The organism is Streptomyces sp. NPDC056480 (assembly GCF_042795405.1).
Taxonomy (GTDB): Bacteria; Actinomycetota; Actinomycetes; order Streptomycetales; family Streptomycetaceae; genus Streptomyces.
In genome coordinates this window covers 251,897-269,817 of the sequence record NZ_JBHTSA010000001.1, presented here as the reverse complement: position 1 = coordinate 269,817, position 17,921 = coordinate 251,897, and the positions used below count along the sequence as shown (strand labels likewise).

Sequence of the window (17,921 nt, the reverse complement as noted above, 5' to 3'; positions counted from 1 at the left end):
CCCACCCGGGGGCTCGGTGAAGGACGGGTCGGTCAGCCCAGGGCCAGCCAGGCGACGGCCGCCAGGACGACGATCACCGCGACGACGCCGACGATCAGGCCGACCTTCGGGCCGCCCGACGTGGCCGCGGCCTGCGGCTGCCGCTGCTGCGGGGCGCCCTCGTCGACGAAGGCGCGGAACATCTGCGTGTTGCCGGCGGGGTCGTAGGAGCCCTCGGGGCCCTGGCCCTGGCCGTACGGTGCTTGGGGGTTGTGTGCCATGGGTCAGGACCCTAGCGAAGTACGGGTGAGGGTCCCAAGCCCCGTACCCCCACCTCTGCGGAACCGTCCGCGACCCACACCTCCGCTCCACCTTTGCCTATTCTTTAGCGCCGTTTGACCGATTTAGTTTGCCTGGAGCAACCATCCATCTCTATGGTTGCCCTAAGCAACAACATCTGTGGAGTGCCTGATGGACGACTCGATGGACAGCTCGACGGACCGGAGCAACCGCTACGAGAACCTCGCCCGCCAGGTGAGCGCCATCGGAGCGGTGAAGCGCGGACTCGCGCGGGTCCTGCCCGCCGAGTGCCCCGGCGGATCCGCCATCGTCCTCGCCCTGCTCAACCACCACGGCGACATGCGGATGGGCCGGGTGTCCGAGCTGATGGCCGTCGACATGTCGGTCAGCAGCCGGCACGTGGCCCACACCGTGGACCGCGGCTGGGTCGAGCGCCTGCCCGACCCCGCCGACCGGCGCTCCCGGATCCTGCACCTGACCCGGGCGGGCGAAGACATGCTCGCCGTCCTCGACCGACGGCTGACCGACATGCTCGCCCGCACCCTCGCGGAGTGGTCCGACGACGACGTCGAACTGCTCACCACCCTGCTCGCCCGCCTCCGCGATTCCTTCGGGGACTGCCGGGCCCACCACGCTTGAGAACGAAGGAACTTGATGGCTACGACCACCACACCAGAGACCGGTGTGAGCGGCGGGAGCGCCAAGCAGGGGGACACCGCCTCCGGCGGCGCCCCGATGACGCACAAGCAGATCATGGAGGCGCTGTCCGGGCTGCTGCTCGGCATGTTCGTCGCCATCCTGTCCTCGACGATCGTCTCCAACGCCCTCCCCCAGATCATCACCGACCTGGGCGGCGGCCAGTCCGCCTACACCTGGGTGGTCACCGCCGCACTCCTCTCGATGACCGCGACCACCCCGCTCTGGGGCAAGCTCGCGGACCTCTTCTCCAAGAAGCTGCTCGTCCAGATAGCCCTGATCATCTACGTGGCGGGCTCGGTCGTCGCCGGTCTCTCGCAGAGCACCGGCATGCTCATCGCCTGCCGTGTCGTGCAGGGCATCGGCGTCGGCGGTCTGACCGCCCTCTCCCAGATCATCCTGGCCGCGATGATCGCCCCGCGTGAGCGCGGGCGCTACAGCGGCTACCTCGGCGCGACCTTCGCCGTCGCCACCGTCGGCGGTCCGCTGCTCGGCGGCGTCATCACCGACACCGACTGGCTCGGCTGGCGCTGGTGCTTCTACGTGGGCGTGCCCTTCGCGATCATCGCGCTGGTCGTCCTGCAGAAGACCCTCAAGCTTCCCATCGTGAAGCGCAAGGTCAAGGTCGACTGGGCCGGCGCCTTCTTCATCAGCGCCGCGGTCTCGCTGCTGCTCATCTGGGTCACCTTCGCGGGCGACAAGTACGACTGGATGTCCTGGCAGACGGCCGCGATGGTGCTCGGCGCGATCGCACTCGGCGGGATCTTCCTGCTCGTCGAGTCGAAGGCGAGCGAGCCGATCATCCCGCTCCGCCTCTTCCGCAACCGCACGATCACCCTCGCCTCGCTCGCCTCGCTCTTCGTGGGTGTCGCGATGTTCGCCGGCACGGTCTTCTTCAGCCAGTACTTCCAGCTGGCGCGGAACGAGTCGCCGACGATGTCCGGCGTCCTCACCATCCCGATGATCGCGGGCCTGTTCGTCTCCTCCACCGTCTCGGGTCTGGTCATCACCAAGACCGGCCGGTGGAAGGCGTGGCTGGTCAGCGGCGGCGCCCTCGCCGCGGGCGGTCTCGGCCTGCTCGGCACGATCCGCTACGACACGACGTACTGGCACATCGCGCTGTTCATGGCGGTCCTCGGCCTCGGCCTCGGCATGATGATGCAGAACCTGGTGCTCTGCACCCAGAACCAGGTGGCCCCCGCCGACCTCGGCGCCGCCTCCTCCGTCGTCACCTTCTTCCGCTCCCTGGGCGGTGCGATCGGTGTCTCGGCGCTCGGCGCGGTCATGGCCCACCGGGTCACGGACTACGTCAAGGAGGGCCTGGCCGAGCTCGGCCCGAAGGCCGCGGCCGCCATGGGCCAGGGCGGCACGGGCGGTGGCATCCCCGACATGGACAAGCTGCCGGCCCCGATCCGCACGGTCATGGAGAGCGCCTACGGACACGGCGTCGGCGATGTCTTCCTCTACTCGGCGCCGTTCGCGCTGCTCGCCTTCGTGGTGACGCTCTTCATCAAGGAAGTCGCCCTGAAGAGCAGCTCGGTGAAGGCCGACGAGAAGCCGGTGGCCGCGGAGGCCTAGAAAGACTCCCGGCCGCGCTTCGAGCGGAGGCGCGGCCGGGTCCAGTACGGAGCGGCGGGCAGGGGACGGCCCGCCGCTCCGTCATTCTCCGGTTTCAGGGGTCCCAGCCGCCTCGGTCCCACCCGCCTCGGTCCCACCGGCCTTGGTTTCACGGGAAACCATCGTCTCGATGCCGGCGACCAGGACGTCCAGCGCGTAGGCGAAGTCGCGGTCCCAGATCTCGGTGACGCTGCCGTGCGAGGCCCGTTCGTCGAGGATCTCCGCCATGGGTTCGAGGGCGTCCGCGAACCCGGGGTCGTCGCGGAAGGCCTTGATCGACTCCACGTAGAAGTCGTCCTGCGACATCCCGGCCTCGGCCGCCCGCCGCCCGAACTGGGACTCGATCGTCCCGTAGCCGTAGACGAACTGGAAGACCGCCGACGTCGCGCTGGGCTGACGGTCCATCGGCAGACCGGTGTCCCCGATCGCCTCCTGGATCTTGGCACCGACGGCGATCGCATGCGGGCCGATGTTCAGGTACTGCCCGGCACTCGGGGACATCCACGGGTGGCGGACCAGCATCCGGCGGTATTCCAGGGCGAGCACCCGGATCATGTCCCGCCAGCCGTCCGCGGCCTCCACCGCCCCGAGGCCGAACTCGCCGTAGACGCTGTCCATGGCGAACTCGATGATGTCGTCCTTGGTGTCCACGTACCAGTACAGGGACATCGCGGTGACGTTCAGCTCGGCCGCCAGCTTGCGCATCGACAGCTTGGCCAGACCCTCCTCGTCGAGCATCCGGATCGCGGCGGCGACGATCCGGTCCCGGTCGAGACCGGCCGGACCGCCGCCGCCGCGCGGGGTCCGGGTCTCCAGCCAGACGCTGGAACGCGCCGGGTTCTTGGCCCGGTCGGCTGCCTTGACCATCGCGTTCCTCCGTCTGTCAGTTCTCCGTGACCATGCTAGGCAGCGATCGGCTGCTCGGGCGTCAGGGCCTTCTCCGTCCGCTCGGCCCGTCGGAGCAGGGCCGCCGCCACCAGACCGCCGGCGAAGACGGCGATGGCGCCGACCAGCTGGCTGGTCTGGAGGCCGGAGGCGAAGGCGTCCGCGATCTCCCGCCGCTCGGCCTCGCCGCCGGCTGCCGCCAGGGCGGCCGGGAGGGAGGTCGCGGTGACGGCGACGAGGGCCGCGAAGCGCGCGTTGAGGACGGCGCCGAGGACGGCGACACCGAGGCCGTTGCCGAACTCGGCGAGGGTGCCGTTGATTCCGGCGCCCACGCCCGCCTTCTCCGGCGGGATCGAGCTCATGATCGCGTTGGCCATGGCCGGGGAGGAGACGGCGATGCCGCCGCCCATCAGGACCAGGCCGAGGAGCATGCCCGCATAGCTGCCGTCCGTGCCGCCGCCGAGCAGCGAGATCGAGGTCAGACCACCGGCGACCAGGGTCATGCCGAGGACGACGGTGGGCGGGGTGCCGAGCTTCATGACGATCTTCGGGCCGATGCCGGTCAGGTTGAGACCGACGATCGTCAGCGCGAGCGGCGCCATCCGCAGACCGGCCTCGAGCGGCTCGTAGCCGAGCACGAACTGCAGGTGCTGGGTGAGCAGGAAGAGCGAGCCGCCCATGCCGAAGACGACCAGGATCGAACCGCCGATGGCGCCGATGAACTTCTGGTTCCGGAAGAAGTGCATGTCGAGCATCGGGTACGGGGTGTGCAGCTCCCACAGCGCGAACGCGCCGAGACCGAGCAGCCCGATCGCGGCCGGGACCAGCACCTGGGCGGAGACCCAGCCGTGCTCGGGGCCGCTGATGATCGCGTACACGACGGCGGTCATGCCGATGGTGGAGAGCAGCGCGCCGAGCAGGTCGGGGCGCTCGCCCTGCGGGTTCTTGGACTCCGGTACGAGCTTCAGGACGGCGACCAGGGCCACGACCGCGACCGGGATGTTGATCAGGAAGATCATTCCCCACCAGAAGTGGTTCAGGATCACGCCGCCGATCAGCGGTCCGCCGGCGAAGCCGAGGGAGGCGACGGTGGACCAGAGCGCGATGGCCTTGACCCGCTCCGAGTCGTCGAAGATCTGCATGACGACGGCGAGGGTGGTGGTCATCAGGAGCGCGCCGCCGACGCCCATGCCCGCGCGGGCGGCGATCAGCTGCGTGGTGGAGTCGGCGATTCCGGCGGCGAGCGAGCCGATGCCGAAGAGCGCGAGTCCGATCGCGAGCAGCTTCTTGCGTCCGTAGCGGTCGGCGGCGTTGCCCGCGCTGAGCAGCAGGCCGGACTGGACGAGCGAGTACGCGTTGATCATCCACTGGATGTCGGTGGTGGTCGCGTGGAGTTCGGAGGTCAGCGACGGGATGGCGACGCTGAGGACGGTGTTGTCGAGCAGCACGGTGAGCTGGGCGAGGCAGATGACGCCGAGGATCAGCCAGCGCTGAGGGTGACCGCCGGTGGCGGTCGGTTCGGTCGCGGCGGTCGTCGCCGTCATGGGCAGGGCTCCTTGTACGGTGTACGGGACTAGGTCTCGTACACCGTACAAGGACTCTCTTACGCTGTATAGCGCTTATCTACTTCGGGGCTGTCAGGTCGTAGAAGGTGGCGTTGCCGACCGTGACCTTCTCGAAGTTCTCCGCCACCCAGGCGGAGATCTCCGAGTTGCCGCCGGGGCCACCGCCGCCGCCCATGCGACCCCCGCCGCCCTCGCCGGCGCCGCCCTCACCGGTGCCGATGAAGTAGTGGATCCGCCCGTCGGCGACGTACTGCTGGAACTGCGCGAGCGTCGGGGACGGGTCGCTGCCGTTGAAGCCGCCGATCGCCATGACCGGCTTCTCGGTGGCGAGCTGGTAGCTGGCCGCGTTCTGGGCGCCGACCGTGGCCGCCACCCAGGTGTAGGAGTCGGCGTCCTCGAGGAGCGCGCTCTTCGCCTCCGTACCGACGCTGGCGCCGTTGAGCAGACCGCCCATGCCGCCGCCACCGCCACCGAAGCCCTCGCCCCGGGTCATGCCCGGCGGCGGGGTGCCGCCGGGCAGCCGGCCCTGAGCCTGGCCCCGGCCCTGGCCGTCGGGCAGCTGACCGCCGCCCTGACCACCCGGCAGCTGACCGCCCTGGCCACCGGGACCACCAGGCATCTGACCGCCCTGGCCACCGGGACCACCGGGCATCTGACCGCCCTGGCCACCGGGCAGCTGTCCGCCGCCGGGGAATCCCCCGCCCTCGGACATCCGCATGCCGCCACCGCCGCCGGGACCCCGGCCGCCCATCGCGCCGCCCGCCGGGCCCGCCGTGACGATCGAGCCCTGGTGCCCGGCGTCCACCGTCGCCAGGGTGTACGCGAACGGACCCGCGAGTCCCGCAGCCAGGCCGAGGCCCGCGACCCCGAGGCCGAGCCGCCGGTCCACCCGGCCCGCGAACAGCAGCCCGAGCGCGGCGACCGCGCCCGCGACCAGGACCGTCCAACGCAGCCACGGCAGCCAGTCCGGCGTCCGCCCGAGCAGGGTCCAGCCCCACCAGGCGGTCACCGCCACCGTCACCGCGAGGGCCGCCGAGGCGAGCAGCCTGCCGCGCTCCTCCCAGAGCACGGCCGCGCCCATGCCGACGAGCGCCGCGAGGTACGGGGCCAGGGCCACCGTGTAGTACTCGTGGAAGATGCCGGCCATGAAGCTGAACACGGCCAGCGTGATCAGCAGCGAACCGCCCCACACCAGGAATGCCGAACGTGCCGTGTCCGTCCTGGGCGCCCGCCAGGTGACGACGAGCCCCGCGACGAGCAGGATCAGAGCGGCCGGCAGGAGCCAGGAGATCTGGCCGCCGACGGAGTCGTTGAACATCCGGAGGACGCCGGTCTCACCCCATCGGCCGCCCCCCATGCCACCGCCGCCACCGCCGCCGACGCTGCCGGTCTCGTCGCCGTTGATGCGGCCGAGGCCGTTGTAGCCGAAGGTCAGCTCCAGGAAGCTGTTGTTCTGCGAGCCGCCGACGTACGGGCGGGAGGACGCCGGCCACAACTCGACCAGCGCCACCCACCATCCCGCCGACACCAGCATCGCGAGCCCGGCGAGGGCGAGACGCCCGGTCCGGCGCCCGATCCCGCCGGGCGCGCACACCCCGTAGACGAGGGCGAGCGGCGGCAGGATCAGAAAGGCCTGGAGGGTCTTCGCGAGGAACGCGAACCCGAAGGCCACCCCGGCCCACACGAGCCACTTCGCCGCGCCCCGGTCCTGTTCGAGGGCGCGCAGCACGCAGTACACCGCCACCGTCATGAGCAGGGCGAGCAGCGCGTCCGGGTTGTTGAAGCGGAACATCAGCGCCGCCACCGGCGTGAGCGCCAGGACGACTCCCGCGATCAGGCCTGCGCCCGCGCCGAACCGGCGCCGTACGGCCGCGTAGAGCACGGCGACGGTCGCGACGCCCATGAGGACCTCGGGCACGAGGATCTGCCAGGAACCGAGGCCGAAGAGGCGGACGGAGAGGGCCATCGGCCAGAGGGCGGCGGGCGGCTTGTCGACCGTGATGGCGTTGGCCGCGTCCAGCGAGCCGAAGAAGAAGGCCTTCCAGCTCTCGCCGCCCGCCTGGACGGCCGCGGAGTAGAAGGAGTTGGCGTAGCCGGAGGCGCTCAGGTTCCACAGGTAGAGCGCGGCGGTGACGGCGAGCAGGCCGAGGAACGCGGGCCGGACCCAGCGGGCGTCCTCGGCGCGGCCGCGCCACAGCCGGGTGAGCGGGCCGCCGCGGTTCGGCGCGGCATGGGCCGCGCCGACCGGTGCGGCCAGGGAGGTCGAAGTCATCGGTCGTTCCTTGGGTCGTTCCTTGAGGCGGACCGCTCGGGGAAGACCCAGAGCCGGAAGAGGAGGAAGCGCAGGACGGTCGCGGCGAGGTTGGCGACGACCAGGACGGCGAGTTCGGTGGAGTGCGCCGGATCGCCGGTCGCCGCGCCGAGGGCGGCGAGCGAACCGCTGGTCAGGGCCAGGCCGATGGCGAAGACCACGAGCCCCTGCGCCTGGTGGCGGACGGCCCGGTCCCGGCCCCGTACCCCGAAGGTGAGCCGCCGGTTGGCCGCCGTGTTGGCGACGGCGGAGACGAGCAGCGCGGCGGCGTTCGCGATCTGCGGGCCGACGCCGAGCCGGAAGAGCGAGTACAGGGCGATGTAGAAGAGCGTCGACAGGGCCCCGACCGCGCAGAAGCCGACCAGCTGCCGGGCCAGGCCGCCCGGCACACCGGCGAGTTCACGGTCTCGGGGGTCGTCGCCGAAGGGCCTGGCCAGCCGGTCGAGCGGCAGCGAACCCGTCGCGAGGGCCCGGCCCACCCGCCAGACGCCCTTCAGGTCGTCGGTGGCCGTGCTCACGATGTGCACGGTCGAGTCGGGGTCGTCGACCCAGTCGACGGGGACCTCGTGGATGCGCAGCCCGGCCCGCTCGGCGAGGACCAGCAGCTCGGTGTCGAAGAACCAGCCGGTGTCCTCGACCATCGGGAGCAGCCGCTCGGCGACGTCGCGCCGGATCGCCTTGAACCCGCACTGCGCGTCGGAGAACCGGGCGGCGAGCGAGCCGCGCAGGATCAGGTTGTACGCGCGGGAGATGAACTCCCGCTTCGGTCCGCGCACCACCCGCGAGGAGCGGGCGAGCCGGGAGCCGATCGCCAGGTCGGAGTGGCCGGAGATGAGCGGTGCGACCAGCGGGAGCAGGGCGTTCAGATCGGTCGACAGATCCACGTCCATGTACGCGAGGACGGGCGCGTCCGAGCCCGACCACACCGTCCGCAGCGCCCGGCCGCGTCCCTTCTGCTCCAGCCGTACGGAGCGCACCTCGGCCACCTCGGCGGCGAGACCGGCGGCGACCTCGGGGGTGGTGTCGGTGGAGGCGTTGTCGGCGACGGTGATGCGGAAGCCGTACGGGAAGGTCCGGAGGAGGTGTTCGTGGAGCCGGCGGACGCACGGCTCCAGGTCCTTCTCCTCGTTGTAGACGGGGATCACCACGTCGAGGACGGGCCGTCCCGCGATGTTCACCGGCAGGTGTTCCCGGGCGGGGAGGGCCCCGGAGGTGGGCCCCGCGATCGTTGGGGTTCGCATGCCACCGACACTCGCCGGGGCCGCTGTCACGGCTGTGTGATGAGCCTGTGGCCTGCCTGTGAGGGGGCTTCCGCCGGGGACGCGGCGGGCAGCCGGACGGTGAAGACGGTCCGGCCCGGGGCGCTCTCGACGCCCACCTCGCCCCCGTGCGCGCACACGACCGCCCGCACGATGGCGAGCCCGAGGCCGGTGGATCCGGCGTTGCGGGAGCGGGAGGCGTCGCCGCGCGCGAACCGTTCGAAGACGGAGGGCAGGAGCGCGGCCGGGATGCCGGGCCCGTCGTCCTCGATCCGGACGACCACCGCGCCGGGTTCGGTACGGACCCGCGCGATGACCTCGGTCCCGGGCGGGGTGTGCGTACGGGCGTTGGCGAGGAGGTTGACGAGGACCTGCTGGATCCGGGGGCCGTCCGCCCGTACGGGGCCGGCGCCGTCCTCGGGCAGTTCGAGGGACCAGCGGTGGTCGGGCCCGGCGGCGCGGGCGTCGCTGACGGCGTCCACGACCAGCGGGACGAGGTCGGTGGGCTCGTACGAGAGGGGGCGTCCGGCGTCGAGCCGGGCCAGCAGCAGCAGGTCCTCCACGAGGCCCGTCATGCGGGTCGCCTCGGACTCGATGCGGCCGAGGGCGTGCCGGGTGTCGGGCCCGCACTTCTCGCGGCCCCGCCGGGTCAGCTCCGCGTACCCCCGGATCGAGGCGAGCGGGGTGCGGAGTTCATGGCTGGCGTCGGCGACGAACTGCCGGACGCGGGTCTCGCTCTGCTGGCGGGCGTCGAGCGCGGAGTGGACGTGGTCGAGCATCCGGTTGAGGGCGGCGCCGACCTGGCCGACCTCGGTCCGCGGATCGGCCTCCGCGTCGGGGACCCGCTGGTGGAGCGCCACCTCGCCGCTGTGCAGGGGCAGCCGGGCGACCTGCCGTGCGGTGACGGCGACCCGGTGCAGCGGCCGCAGGGCGACGCGGACGAGCACGGTTCCGGCGAGCGAGGCGGCGAAGAGCCCGGCGCCGGTGACGCTCAGCTCGACGAGGACCAGGGTGGAGAGGGCGTCCTCGACCTCGGTGAGGGGGATTCCGGTCAGGAAGGCGCCGCGGCTGCCCTCCGCGTACTCGACCCGGTAGGAGCCCAGGCCGCCGGGGAGATCGACGGTGTGCGGCCGTCCGTCGCGGGGCACGGCGGCAAGCGCCGACCGCTGGGCGGCGTCGAGCTCCTTGATGGGGAACAGGGGCGGGTCCGCGCCCTCCTCCCCTGCCTCCTCCGTCGAGTAGCCGGCCGCGGAGACCTCCCCGTCGGTGAGGACCGCCCCGAGCGTCCCTATCGGCGCGCCGGGGTCTTTGAGGAAGCCGAGCGGCGGCCTCTCCCTGTCCGGATCGGGCAGGCCGACCCGGGCCGGCGGGCCGGCGGCCCGGGTGGACAGGCTGCGGACCTCGTCGTCGGCCTGGTCGTACAGGTACGAGCGGAACGCGATCGTCGTGACCGTGCCGATGACGGCCGCGACGACCGCGATCAGCGCGACCGCCGAGACGACGAGACGGGTCCGCAGCGACCACGGCCCCCGGGTCCGCGAGGACCGAGTCCGCGAAGACGGGGCCCGCGGAGGCTGTGCCTGCGAAGACCGGGTCCGCTGAGGCTGTGCCTGCGGAGACCGTGCCTGCGAAGACCGGGTCCGCTGAGGCTGTGCCTGCGGAGGCTGCGCCCGCGAGGACCGGGTCCGCCGCCCTGCGCCTCTCACCACGAGCCGCTACTCCCCCGGCTTGATGAGGTAGCCGGCCCCGCGCCGGGTGTGGATCATCGGGGTGCGCCCCGCGTCGATCTTCCGCCGCAGGTACGAGATGTAGAGCTCGACGACATTGGCCTGGCCGCCGAAGTCGTACGACCAGACCCGGTCGAGGATCTGCGCCTTGCTGAGCACCCGCCGCGGATTGCGCATCAGATAGCGCAGCAGCTCGAACTCCGTCGCCGTGAGGTGGATGGAGTCCCCGCCCCGGGTGACCTCGTGGCTGTCCTCGTCGAGCGTGAGGTCCCCGACGGCGAGCAGCGACTCGCTGCGCGCGAGGGCCGCCCCCGACCTGCGGATGAGCCCGCGCAGCCGGGCGACGACCTCCTCCAGGCTGAACGGCTTGGTGACGTAGTCGTCGCCGCCGGCCGTGAGTCCGGCGATCCGGTCCTCGACGGCATCCTTCGCCGTCAGGAACAGCACCGGTACGTCCGGCAGTTCGCGCCGGATCCGGCCGAGCAGGCTCAGCCCGTCGACATCGGGCAGCATGATGTCGAGGATGACGGCGTCGGGCCGGAACTCACGCGCGGAACGCAGGGCGGCGGCCCCGTCCCCGGCACTGCGCACCTGCCAGCCCTCGTAGCGCAGGGCCATGGAGAGCAGCTCGGCGAGCGAGGCCTCGTCGTCGACGACGAGAACACGGACGGCGGTTCCGTCGGCACGGAGCAGGTCGGCGCGGGTGCCGGTACGGCGTGTGGTGACGGTCATGGAACCCACGCTGTCGGCCGCCGCTGAGAGGCCTCTTGCTCTTTCCTGTGAATTCCCTGAGAAAGGGGCGGCGAGGCCGTGGCCCTCAGGGTTTCACGTGAAACAACGCGGCGCCGTTCTCGTACAGGACCCCCCGGAGCCAGTCGTCGCCGAGCCCGAGACGGTCGAGGGCGTGGAGCTGGTGCACGTACGGGTACGGGATGTTCGGGAAGTCGGACCCGAGGAGGATCCGGTCCCCGACGTCCACGAGCCGCTTGAGCTCCGCCCGGGGAAAGGGCGCGAGCCGCTCGCTGAAGTCGGTGAAGGCCATGGTGGTGTCGAGGTGGACGCCCTCGTACCGCTGGACGAGGTCGAGGAACTCGCCGTACTCGGGCATCCCCATATGGGCGACGATCACCCGGAGCCGGGGGTGGCGGGCGAGCAGCCGCTCCATGGGCCCGGGTCCGGTGAACCTGCCCGGGGTGGGCCCGGAGCCGCAGTGCACCACGACGGGGGTACCGGAGTCGGCGAGGGCTCCCCACACCGCATCCAACTGCTCGTCGTTCGGGTCGAAGTCACCGACCTGGAGGTGCACCTTGAAGACCCTGGCCCCCGCGTCGAGCGCCTCACGGACGTACCGCTCGGCGCCCGGCTCGGGGAAGAAGGTCGCGGTGTGCAGACAGTCGGGGGTACGGGAGGCGAAGTCTGCGGCCCAGGAGTTCAGCCAGGCGGCCATGCCGGGCTTGTGCGGATAGAGCATCGCGGTGAACGCGACCGCCCCGAAGCCCCGCAGGAGGGCGAGCCGGCGCTCCTCCTCCTCGCGGTAGGTGATGGGCCACTCCATACCGGTCAGCGGACCGACGGCGTCGAAGTAGGCCCAGACCTTGTCGAGGACGTTCTGCGGCATGAAGTGCGTGTGCACGTCGACGAGCCCGGGAATCCCGAGCCGCCCGACGAGCGCCCGAATGTCCTCGCTCTCGCCGCGCTCGCGGTTCTCGCCGCTCAGGGCGCTTCCGCGGTTGTCGCCGCTCCGGTCGCCTGCGCCGCTCTCGCTACTCGCGCTCAAAGCTGTAACTCCGCTCGACCTTGCCGATGTGGACGCTGTAGCTCTCGTACCAGTGCGCACGCCCGTGCGCCTTGGCGGCCCGGTGCTCGGCGTGCACCCTCCAGGCGTCGAGCCCCTCCAGGTCACGGAAGTAGGCGACGGTGATGCCGATGCCACCGGGAGTGCGGGCGGACTCGTGGCCGAGGAAGCCGGGCATCTCTCTGGCGAGTTCGTCCATCCGGGCGGCCGTCTCGGCGTAGCCCTCGGGGGCGTCGGGCCGGATCGAAGTGAACACAGCGGTGTAGTAGGGCGGTTCGAGGTCCGCCACCAGCTTGGGGGTCATGTGATCACCCTCGCCGGGCCGGGGCGCCGATGTCCACGGGGCCCGGGGAAAGGGATCCAAGACTTTACGAAGGGGCCGCGGGCCCTCAGAAGAGCTCCCCCTGGCTGCTCGGGTCGACGGCTGCCACCGCTTCCGACACCGGAGCGGTGAAGGCGTCCCCCTCCCCGGCGCCCTGGAGCACCCACCCGCCCATCAGTCGGGTGTCGAGCGCGACACAGCGCCCCTCGGGGTCGAGCAGGTGCAGGTCGGGCCCGGCCGCGGCGAGCAGCCGCCCGCTGACGACACCTCCGTCGACGAGCTCCGTGACCGTGCCCGCGAACGGCGGCAGTCCGTCGAGGGCGAAGGCCGCGGCGTGGTCGCGGGCGGCGAACTCCAGCGGCTCCAGGGTCTCCGTCCAGCCACCGACCTCCCGCGCCCGCCCGTACAGCTCCTGGACCTCCCGGGCCCGGTCCGGGGCGGGCGGCAGGGTGTGCCGGGCGGCGCGCTTCCGCTCGTACGCCACCCGGTCGGGAACCCCCAGCGCCTGCCGCAGCACCTCCTCGGTCCGCCGGGCGGCCATCAAGGGCCCCCGCCCGAGCCAGCTGAACGTGACGGCGCCCTGTTCGAGCAGCCGGGCCTCGCCCCGGGCCTCCGCGGTGATCCCGACCTTGGTCATCCCGGGCCCGAACCAGGCCAGGTAGACGCGGTACGGCTGGGGATCGTCCAGGAAGGTGTCGGCGGCGACGGAGTGGGCCCGGTCGAGCCGCGCGCACTCCGCGCACCGCCCTCCGGTGGACCGGCCGGGCACGACGGCCTCCAGCGGGCAGGGATTCCCCCGGGCCCCCGGGCACCGCCGCTCCCCCACGGCCCGGAAGGCGAGCCGCTGCCCGTACGCGAGGGCACTGACCCGCCCGCCCCGCCACCGCAGTCCGGGCAGGCCTCCGCTCCAGGTGATTCCCCGACACCGCCACTCCACGTCCGCGCCTCCCTGTGCTCCCCGGATGTCCAGTCTCCGGCACATCCGGTTCCGATTCCCGGCCCCGGGCCCGGGGGCAACCACGTCCCGGCTCAGGGCAGGACGTAGATCCGTGCCCCGTCGGGGTCGGGCCCGGCGACCTCCCGCATGTACCCGCGTTCGATCAGGAGACGCACGCAGTCCCGGACGCGCTCGCCGGAGAGGCCGGTGCGCCGGGTGATGTCCTGGGCCCGGTAGCGGACGCCGCCGCGGACCAGGGCGGGGGCGAGGCAGCTCGCGACCGTGCGCAGGTCCCCGGTGACGGCCCAGGACTCGACGAGCTGCTGCGGGGTGAGCGCGACGGCGGCGCCGGCGCGCTGGCGGGGCACGGAGAGCCGTTCAAGGGAGTCGGCGACCCTTGAGAGGCTTCGCCGGGTCTCGCGGAGCAGCTCCGCGTACTCGGTGTGCTCGCGGTGCTCGACGGCCCGCTCGTCGAACTGCCCGTCGAGCCGTACGAGGACGTCGACGAGCTCCGGCGGGAGCACGAACCCGCTGTGCACGGGAGAGGGTTCGAGCCCGTACCCGCCGTACCGCTGGACCGCCGCTATGACCTCGGCCGTCCACGCACGGAACGGCCCGGCCTCCGGTCTCCGGCAGGCCCCGACGAGCTGGACGAGCCCCTGCAGGCTCACCATCCGCGTCGACGCCCTGATCCCGCCCCGGCCGGCGAATTCCTCGCCCCCGGCGAGCTCCCGCGCGGACGCCAGGCACGTCCCGGGCAGCGCCACCGTCCGCAGCGCCTCCCGGCTCCCCGCGTACCCCAGCCGCTTCGCCACGTCCACGACGGGGAACCAGTGGGTCCCGTCGTACGCGGTCAGCCTCCGCAGGGGCGCACCGGTGGCGGCGTACACCAAGTCATCGATGTCGATCGCGTCCATCGATCATCACCTCCGCCTCGCAAGCTAGGACGAAGGCATATTCAACTGACATGCAAATCAGACAGGTTCACCCAAAAGGGGAGGGATTCCCGGGTATACCCCCGGAAATCCCTCCCCCACGCCTATGCGGGCGGGCTGCCGCCTAGCGGGCGACGAACTGCGTCAGGATCGCCTGCACCTCGTAGATGTCGACACCCTTGGTGAAGGTCTTCTGGACGGGCAGCTGGCTGCCCGAGATCCAGATCTTCAGCTCGGCGTCCAGATCGAAGGTGCCGGCGGTCTCGACCGCGAAGTGCGTGATGCTCTTGTACGGGATCGAGTGGTACTCGACCTTCTTGCCGGTGATGCCCTGCTTGTCGACCAGCACGAGACGCCGGTCGGTGAAGAAGATGGTGTCGCGGATCAGCAGGTACGCGGCGTGCACCTGCTCCCCCTGCCCGAGCAGCCGCGCGTAGTCCTGCTGCGCCTGCGCCGGATCAATCGCGTGCGCGTTCCCGAAGAGCGCCATGCCCCAACCCCCACATCGAAGAGAAAAGAACGATCATCCGACCCTAACCCCCCGCCCCCACAACGCCGAAGGCCCCGGACTCACGTCCGGGGCCTTCGATCCACTGTGCACTCGGCAGGATTCGAACCTGCAACCTTCTGATCCGTAGGCGCGTGCTGCAGATGCGAACACGCCTGAGTCTCACAGCCAGAGGGCGAGAGACGGCCTCAGCACGCCCACGCGCATGCCGTAGACGTCCATAGCTGTCCACCGATGTTGATGTCAGCCGTTGATGTCAGCCCGCTGACTGGAGACGAGTCCAACTACGCGCCCGCCTTGGCGATTCGGACCAGCTCGTTAGTTCGATCAATCGCCTTCACTACAAGGCTTCGACCACTCCGGGCAGCGTCCACCTGTTCTTGAACTCTTCCGAGGTCTACAGCCTCTGGAGAGCCAGCCAGAGCGAAGCACGACTGGTACTCGGCACGGGCCTGGCCAACAAGCTGATTCAAGTCGTCATCCATGATCAAACCTGCGTAGGCGGCGAGCATCTGCTCCTCTCTCCGCTGCTCCAGCGCCAAGAACCATGCGGACGGCTTACCTCCCTCGGCAATGATGTCCCCGAACCGCTCCTCCAGCCGAAGCAGGAAAGGCTGCAGCTCAGGAGAGGGAACACGGCTCATCAAACGCGCCTCCGCCCGTCCCTCGCGCTGCGCCGCAATGCTGATCCAGAGAGCCGCGAAGGCGGCAATGGTCGCAAGCGCGCTGACGATCCCCGCGATCGCTTGGATCCAGTCAGTTACGGATGGAGGGTCGGCCTGAGCTATGAGCCATTCCTGACGTGTCATGACAGAAGTCTGGCAGTCACGCCCTCCCCTCTTCGATACCTATGACCACCTTGGGGTGCGCGGGAGAGGACCTGCTTCTCAACCGGTGCGCAAGACAACAGAGTTCACAGCCAACGGACTGTCAGTGGGACGGCGTAGGCTGGAAGCAACCGTCGAGCACGGTTCAGTTCGAAGCCGAAACCCTCAACTAGGGTTCACTTTCACGCATCTGATACTGCAATCGGGTACAGTGTGGCCATGACAGAGCAGCTGGAGGTCATCGGCGACCTCTCTGAGTCAGGTGTGCTTGCTGGCATTACCTGGGCTGTGACCTCCGCGTACGCGGAGACGATGCGGGACTTCGACCCGCGTCGTGGGTACGGGCCGGGCTGGATCGGATACACAGCTCATGGCCTCATCTGTGATCGCATGAACCGAGTCTTCTCGTGCGGCGACTTTCACCTCCCCAGCGGCCTGCCTGCGGAAGCCGGGATGGACGCCGTCCGAGACGGCCTGCACGCCGACGACTTCCGCACGATGCCCCACCTCGACCCGGACCTCGTGTCGTACTCTCCGCTGAACAACTCTCCTGGCTGGAGACACCGTTCGACGCGCTGGCTCTTGCAGTCATACGAGTTCGGTCAAAGCCAGAGGATCCCCTGGGCAAGGAAGAGCGCCACCAAGCGCCGCGTCGCCTCCCACCCGAACCCGGACCAGCCCGGCTTGTTCACTCTCGGCGAGCTCACGCTGGACGTGGAGGCTGGACCTGCTCTTCTTTCCGCTCGGGACGACGAAGAAGCGGACACTTTCGTCCTCGGCCATAGCATCCACAAAGACCTTCGCGAGCGAGAGCTGTACTTCGGCCGGCCTAACCTCGTGAGTCAGCAGGCGTGGCACTGGAAGCACAATCTGATGACTCATCGCCAGGATCCCGGAGGGGGCATGCCGGTCGGCTACGACCCGCAGCCGTACACTCCGAACCCGAACGCAGTTGTCTCTGACGCTCCGGTGCGCCTGCGCACGACGCCCAAGGAGCACAACAGTAACGAAACGAGTGGTTGAGCATGAATTCCCGTCACCGATCCACAGTCCAGATCGGTGATGTCGCGCAGCTCTTCGACGGACGGCGACTGCGACTGGCCCGCCAACTGGCGGGCCTCCGCAAGAACGGTCTTGCCGACAAAGTCGGCAAGACGCCCACTGCGATCGCATCGTACGAGAAGAACACGAAGCGCCCAGCGCCTACCACCGTGGCACAGCTCAGTCTGGCTCTAGGGGTGGACCCGTCATTCTTCCTCCCCGGACGAGTTGAGCTTGAGTTCTCCGACGTTGTGGCGCACTTCCGCTCACTGCGCTCGACGACCCAGCTGGCCCGGGACCAGGCTTTGGCGTACGGACTGGCCACGGTCGAGGTTTCCGCAGCGTTGGAGCGCCACGTAGAGTTCCCGCCTGCAGAAATCCAGAACTTCGGCATGGAGGAGGAGAACGCTCCCGAGGAAGCCGCCAAGCGTCTGCGCGAAGCATGGGGCATGCCGGTCGGCCCACTCCCCCACCTCATCCGCAGCGCGGAGAACCACGGGGTCCTAGTGGTTTTCAGCCCACCCGGAAGCGCGAGTGTCGACGCCTACTCCTTCGAAGGAATGGCCCGTCCCGTAGTCGTACTGAATCCAACCAAACGCGACTACTACCGCCAAAGGTTCGACGCTGCCCATGAACTTGGACATCTAGCCATTCACGCGGACGCAGAACCGGGTTCAGCGAAGATCGAAGCACAGGCCGATCGTTTCGCTGCCGAATTCCTGATGCCGAGAGACCAAATCGTCGACCTTCTCCCCAGCAAGGTCGACTGGGGCCAGCTACAGCGCCTAAAGGAGGCATGGGGGGTCAGCCTTCAAGCGCTCTTGTATCGATCCCGAGCATTGGGCGTAATGTCTGACGTGACATACCGGAACGCCATGATGTTCCTGAGCTCAAAGGGATGGAGGCGGCAAGAACCAGGCGTGATGCCCATCCTGGAGCAGCCATCCCTATTGCCTGGCGCCGTCGCACTGCTTGAGGCCTCAGGAATTAGCCAGCGTGCACTGTCAGAAGAATCGAGAGTTCCCCTGAGCCTGTTCCAGCAGATCTGTTCGAGGTTTCCGGAAGCGGACGGGTTCAGCGACTCTCGGGATGCTCCTTCTGACCTGCCCGCCGGAGTTGTGTCGCTCTTTTCAGGACAGTCGCAGAACACCTAACAGAACGGGGCGGCACCCCTCTCAGGGACGCCCGGCGTCACGCGCCTAACGGAGCGTCCATGC

The 17,921-nt window shown here is 70.1% G+C and carries 17 protein-coding genes; 4 read left to right on the top strand and 13 right to left on the bottom strand.

The features are described from left to right. Window positions 1–32: 32 nt before the first annotated feature. A complete protein-coding gene (locus tag ACFQ79_RS01270; protein ID WP_383578656.1) occupies window positions 33–260 on the bottom strand; it encodes a hypothetical protein in 228 nt (75 codons plus the stop codon). Window positions 261–450: 190 nt separating this feature from the next. On the opposite strand from ACFQ79_RS01270, the gene ACFQ79_RS01265 reads away from it, so the two are divergent. Continuing rightward, window positions 451–918, top strand: a complete 468-nt coding sequence (locus tag ACFQ79_RS01265; RefSeq protein WP_383578654.1) for a MarR family winged helix-turn-helix transcriptional regulator — start codon at window positions 451–453, stop codon at window positions 916–918. A gap of 15 nt (window positions 919–933) precedes the next feature. Further along, a complete protein-coding gene (locus tag ACFQ79_RS01260) occupies window positions 934–2,553 on the top strand; it encodes an MDR family MFS transporter (protein WP_383578652.1) in 1,620 nt (539 codons plus the stop codon). Between the two features lie 81 nt (window positions 2,554–2,634). Here the strand turns inward: ACFQ79_RS01260 and ACFQ79_RS01255 are convergent, their stop codons facing one another. The 12 genes from ACFQ79_RS01255 to ACFQ79_RS01200 form a co-directional block, all read right to left on the bottom strand. Then, window positions 2,635–3,459, bottom strand: a complete 825-nt coding sequence (locus ACFQ79_RS01255) for a TetR/AcrR family transcriptional regulator (RefSeq protein ID WP_383578649.1) — start codon at window positions 3,457–3,459, stop codon at window positions 2,635–2,637. A gap of 35 nt (window positions 3,460–3,494) precedes the next feature. Beyond that, window positions 3,495–5,021: an MFS transporter gene (locus tag ACFQ79_RS01250; RefSeq protein ID WP_383578646.1), complete on the bottom strand. Its 1,527-nt coding sequence runs from the start codon at window positions 5,019–5,021 to the stop codon at window positions 3,495–3,497. A 79-nt stretch (window positions 5,022–5,100) separates the two neighbouring features. Continuing rightward, window positions 5,101–7,314: an ArnT family glycosyltransferase gene (locus tag ACFQ79_RS01245; RefSeq protein ID WP_383578643.1), complete on the bottom strand. Its 2,214-nt coding sequence runs from the start codon at window positions 7,312–7,314 to the stop codon at window positions 5,101–5,103. Further along, entirely contained in the window at window positions 7,311–8,594 is a 1,284-nt protein-coding gene (locus ACFQ79_RS01240; RefSeq protein ID WP_383578640.1) for a glycosyltransferase, read from the bottom strand. The genes ACFQ79_RS01245 and ACFQ79_RS01240 overlap by 4 nt, the downstream gene beginning before the upstream one ends. Before the next feature lie 26 nt (window positions 8,595–8,620). Further along, window positions 8,621–10,129: a sensor histidine kinase gene (locus tag ACFQ79_RS01235; RefSeq protein ID WP_383578752.1), complete on the bottom strand. Its 1,509-nt coding sequence runs from the start codon at window positions 10,127–10,129 to the stop codon at window positions 8,621–8,623. A 198-nt stretch (window positions 10,130–10,327) separates the two neighbouring features. After that, complete coding sequence (locus ACFQ79_RS01230) at window positions 10,328–11,071, bottom strand: response regulator transcription factor (RefSeq protein WP_383578637.1); 744 nt, start codon at window positions 11,069–11,071, stop codon at window positions 10,328–10,330. A gap of 85 nt (window positions 11,072–11,156) precedes the next feature. Then, complete coding sequence (locus ACFQ79_RS01225) at window positions 11,157–12,056, bottom strand: amidohydrolase family protein (RefSeq protein WP_383578750.1); 900 nt, start codon at window positions 12,054–12,056, stop codon at window positions 11,157–11,159. 46 nt (window positions 12,057–12,102) lie between these two features. Beyond that, window positions 12,103–12,438 (bottom strand): antibiotic biosynthesis monooxygenase family protein, encoded by a 336-nt coding sequence (locus ACFQ79_RS01220; RefSeq protein WP_383578634.1) that lies wholly within the window; start codon window positions 12,436–12,438, stop codon window positions 12,103–12,105. Between the two features lie 85 nt (window positions 12,439–12,523). Beyond that, a complete protein-coding gene (locus tag ACFQ79_RS01215; protein ID WP_383578632.1) occupies window positions 12,524–13,438 on the bottom strand; it encodes a DUF2797 domain-containing protein in 915 nt (304 codons plus the stop codon). A 47-nt stretch (window positions 13,439–13,485) separates the two neighbouring features. After that, complete coding sequence (locus tag ACFQ79_RS01210; protein ID WP_383578630.1) at window positions 13,486–14,310, bottom strand: BRO family protein; 825 nt, start codon at window positions 14,308–14,310, stop codon at window positions 13,486–13,488. A 142-nt stretch (window positions 14,311–14,452) separates the two neighbouring features. After that, complete coding sequence (locus ACFQ79_RS01205) at window positions 14,453–14,818, bottom strand: PH domain-containing protein (protein ID WP_030318096.1); 366 nt, start codon at window positions 14,816–14,818, stop codon at window positions 14,453–14,455. 302 nt (window positions 14,819–15,120) lie between these two features. Continuing rightward, window positions 15,121–15,645, bottom strand: coding sequence for a hypothetical protein (locus ACFQ79_RS01200; protein WP_383578627.1), 525 nt, complete (start codon window positions 15,643–15,645; stop codon window positions 15,121–15,123). 237 nt (window positions 15,646–15,882) lie between these two features. Here ACFQ79_RS01200 and ACFQ79_RS01195 point away from each other — a divergent pair, with 237 nt between their 5' ends. Continuing rightward, window positions 15,883–16,686 carry a hypothetical protein gene (locus ACFQ79_RS01195; RefSeq protein ID WP_383578624.1) on the top strand — a complete coding sequence of 268 codons (804 nt, stop codon included), beginning with the start codon at window positions 15,883–15,885 and terminating at the stop codon, window positions 16,684–16,686. A gap of 2 nt (window positions 16,687–16,688) precedes the next feature. Further along, window positions 16,689–17,858 (top strand): helix-turn-helix domain-containing protein, encoded by a 1,170-nt coding sequence (locus ACFQ79_RS01190; protein ID WP_383578622.1) that lies wholly within the window; start codon window positions 16,689–16,691, stop codon window positions 17,856–17,858. Window positions 17,859–17,921: the final 63 nt, after the last annotated feature.

Excerpts from the sequence above, each read along its gene's own strand:
- ACFQ79_RS01230 (WP_383578637.1), bottom strand. The coding sequence starts at position 11,071 with ATGACCGTCACCACACGCCGTACCGGCACCCGCGCCGACCTGCTCCGT.
- ACFQ79_RS01255 (WP_383578649.1), bottom strand. The coding sequence starts at position 3,459 with ATGGTCAAGGCAGCCGACCGGGCCAAGAACCCGGCGCGTTCCAGCGTC.
- ACFQ79_RS01250 (WP_383578646.1), bottom strand. The coding sequence starts at position 5,021 with ATGACGGCGACGACCGCCGCGACCGAACCGACCGCCACCGGCGGTCAC.
- ACFQ79_RS01210 (WP_383578630.1), bottom strand. The coding sequence starts at position 14,310 with ATGGACGCGATCGACATCGATGACTTGGTGTACGCCGCCACCGGTGCG.
- ACFQ79_RS01240 (WP_383578640.1), bottom strand. The coding sequence starts at position 8,594 with ATGCGAACCCCAACGATCGCGGGGCCCACCTCCGGGGCCCTCCCCGCC.
- ACFQ79_RS01205 (WP_030318096.1), bottom strand. The coding sequence starts at position 14,818 with ATGGCGCTCTTCGGGAACGCGCACGCGATTGATCCGGCGCAGGCGCAG.
- ACFQ79_RS01220 (WP_383578634.1), bottom strand. The coding sequence starts at position 12,438 with ATGACCCCCAAGCTGGTGGCGGACCTCGAACCGCCCTACTACACCGCT.
- ACFQ79_RS01260 (WP_383578652.1), top strand. The coding sequence starts at position 934 with ATGGCTACGACCACCACACCAGAGACCGGTGTGAGCGGCGGGAGCGCC.
- ACFQ79_RS01245 (WP_383578643.1), bottom strand. The coding sequence starts at position 7,314 with ATGACTTCGACCTCCCTGGCCGCACCGGTCGGCGCGGCCCATGCCGCG.
- ACFQ79_RS01215 (WP_383578632.1), bottom strand. The coding sequence starts at position 13,438 with ATGTGCCGGAGACTGGACATCCGGGGAGCACAGGGAGGCGCGGACGTG.
- ACFQ79_RS01190 (WP_383578622.1), top strand. The coding sequence starts at position 16,689 with ATGAATTCCCGTCACCGATCCACAGTCCAGATCGGTGATGTCGCGCAG.
- ACFQ79_RS01195 (WP_383578624.1), top strand. The coding sequence starts at position 15,883 with ATGACAGAGCAGCTGGAGGTCATCGGCGACCTCTCTGAGTCAGGTGTG.
- ACFQ79_RS01270 (WP_383578656.1), bottom strand. The coding sequence starts at position 260 with ATGGCACACAACCCCCAAGCACCGTACGGCCAGGGCCAGGGCCCCGAG.
- ACFQ79_RS01200 (WP_383578627.1), bottom strand. The coding sequence starts at position 15,645 with ATGACACGTCAGGAATGGCTCATAGCTCAGGCCGACCCTCCATCCGTA.
- ACFQ79_RS01265 (WP_383578654.1), top strand. The coding sequence starts at position 451 with ATGGACGACTCGATGGACAGCTCGACGGACCGGAGCAACCGCTACGAG.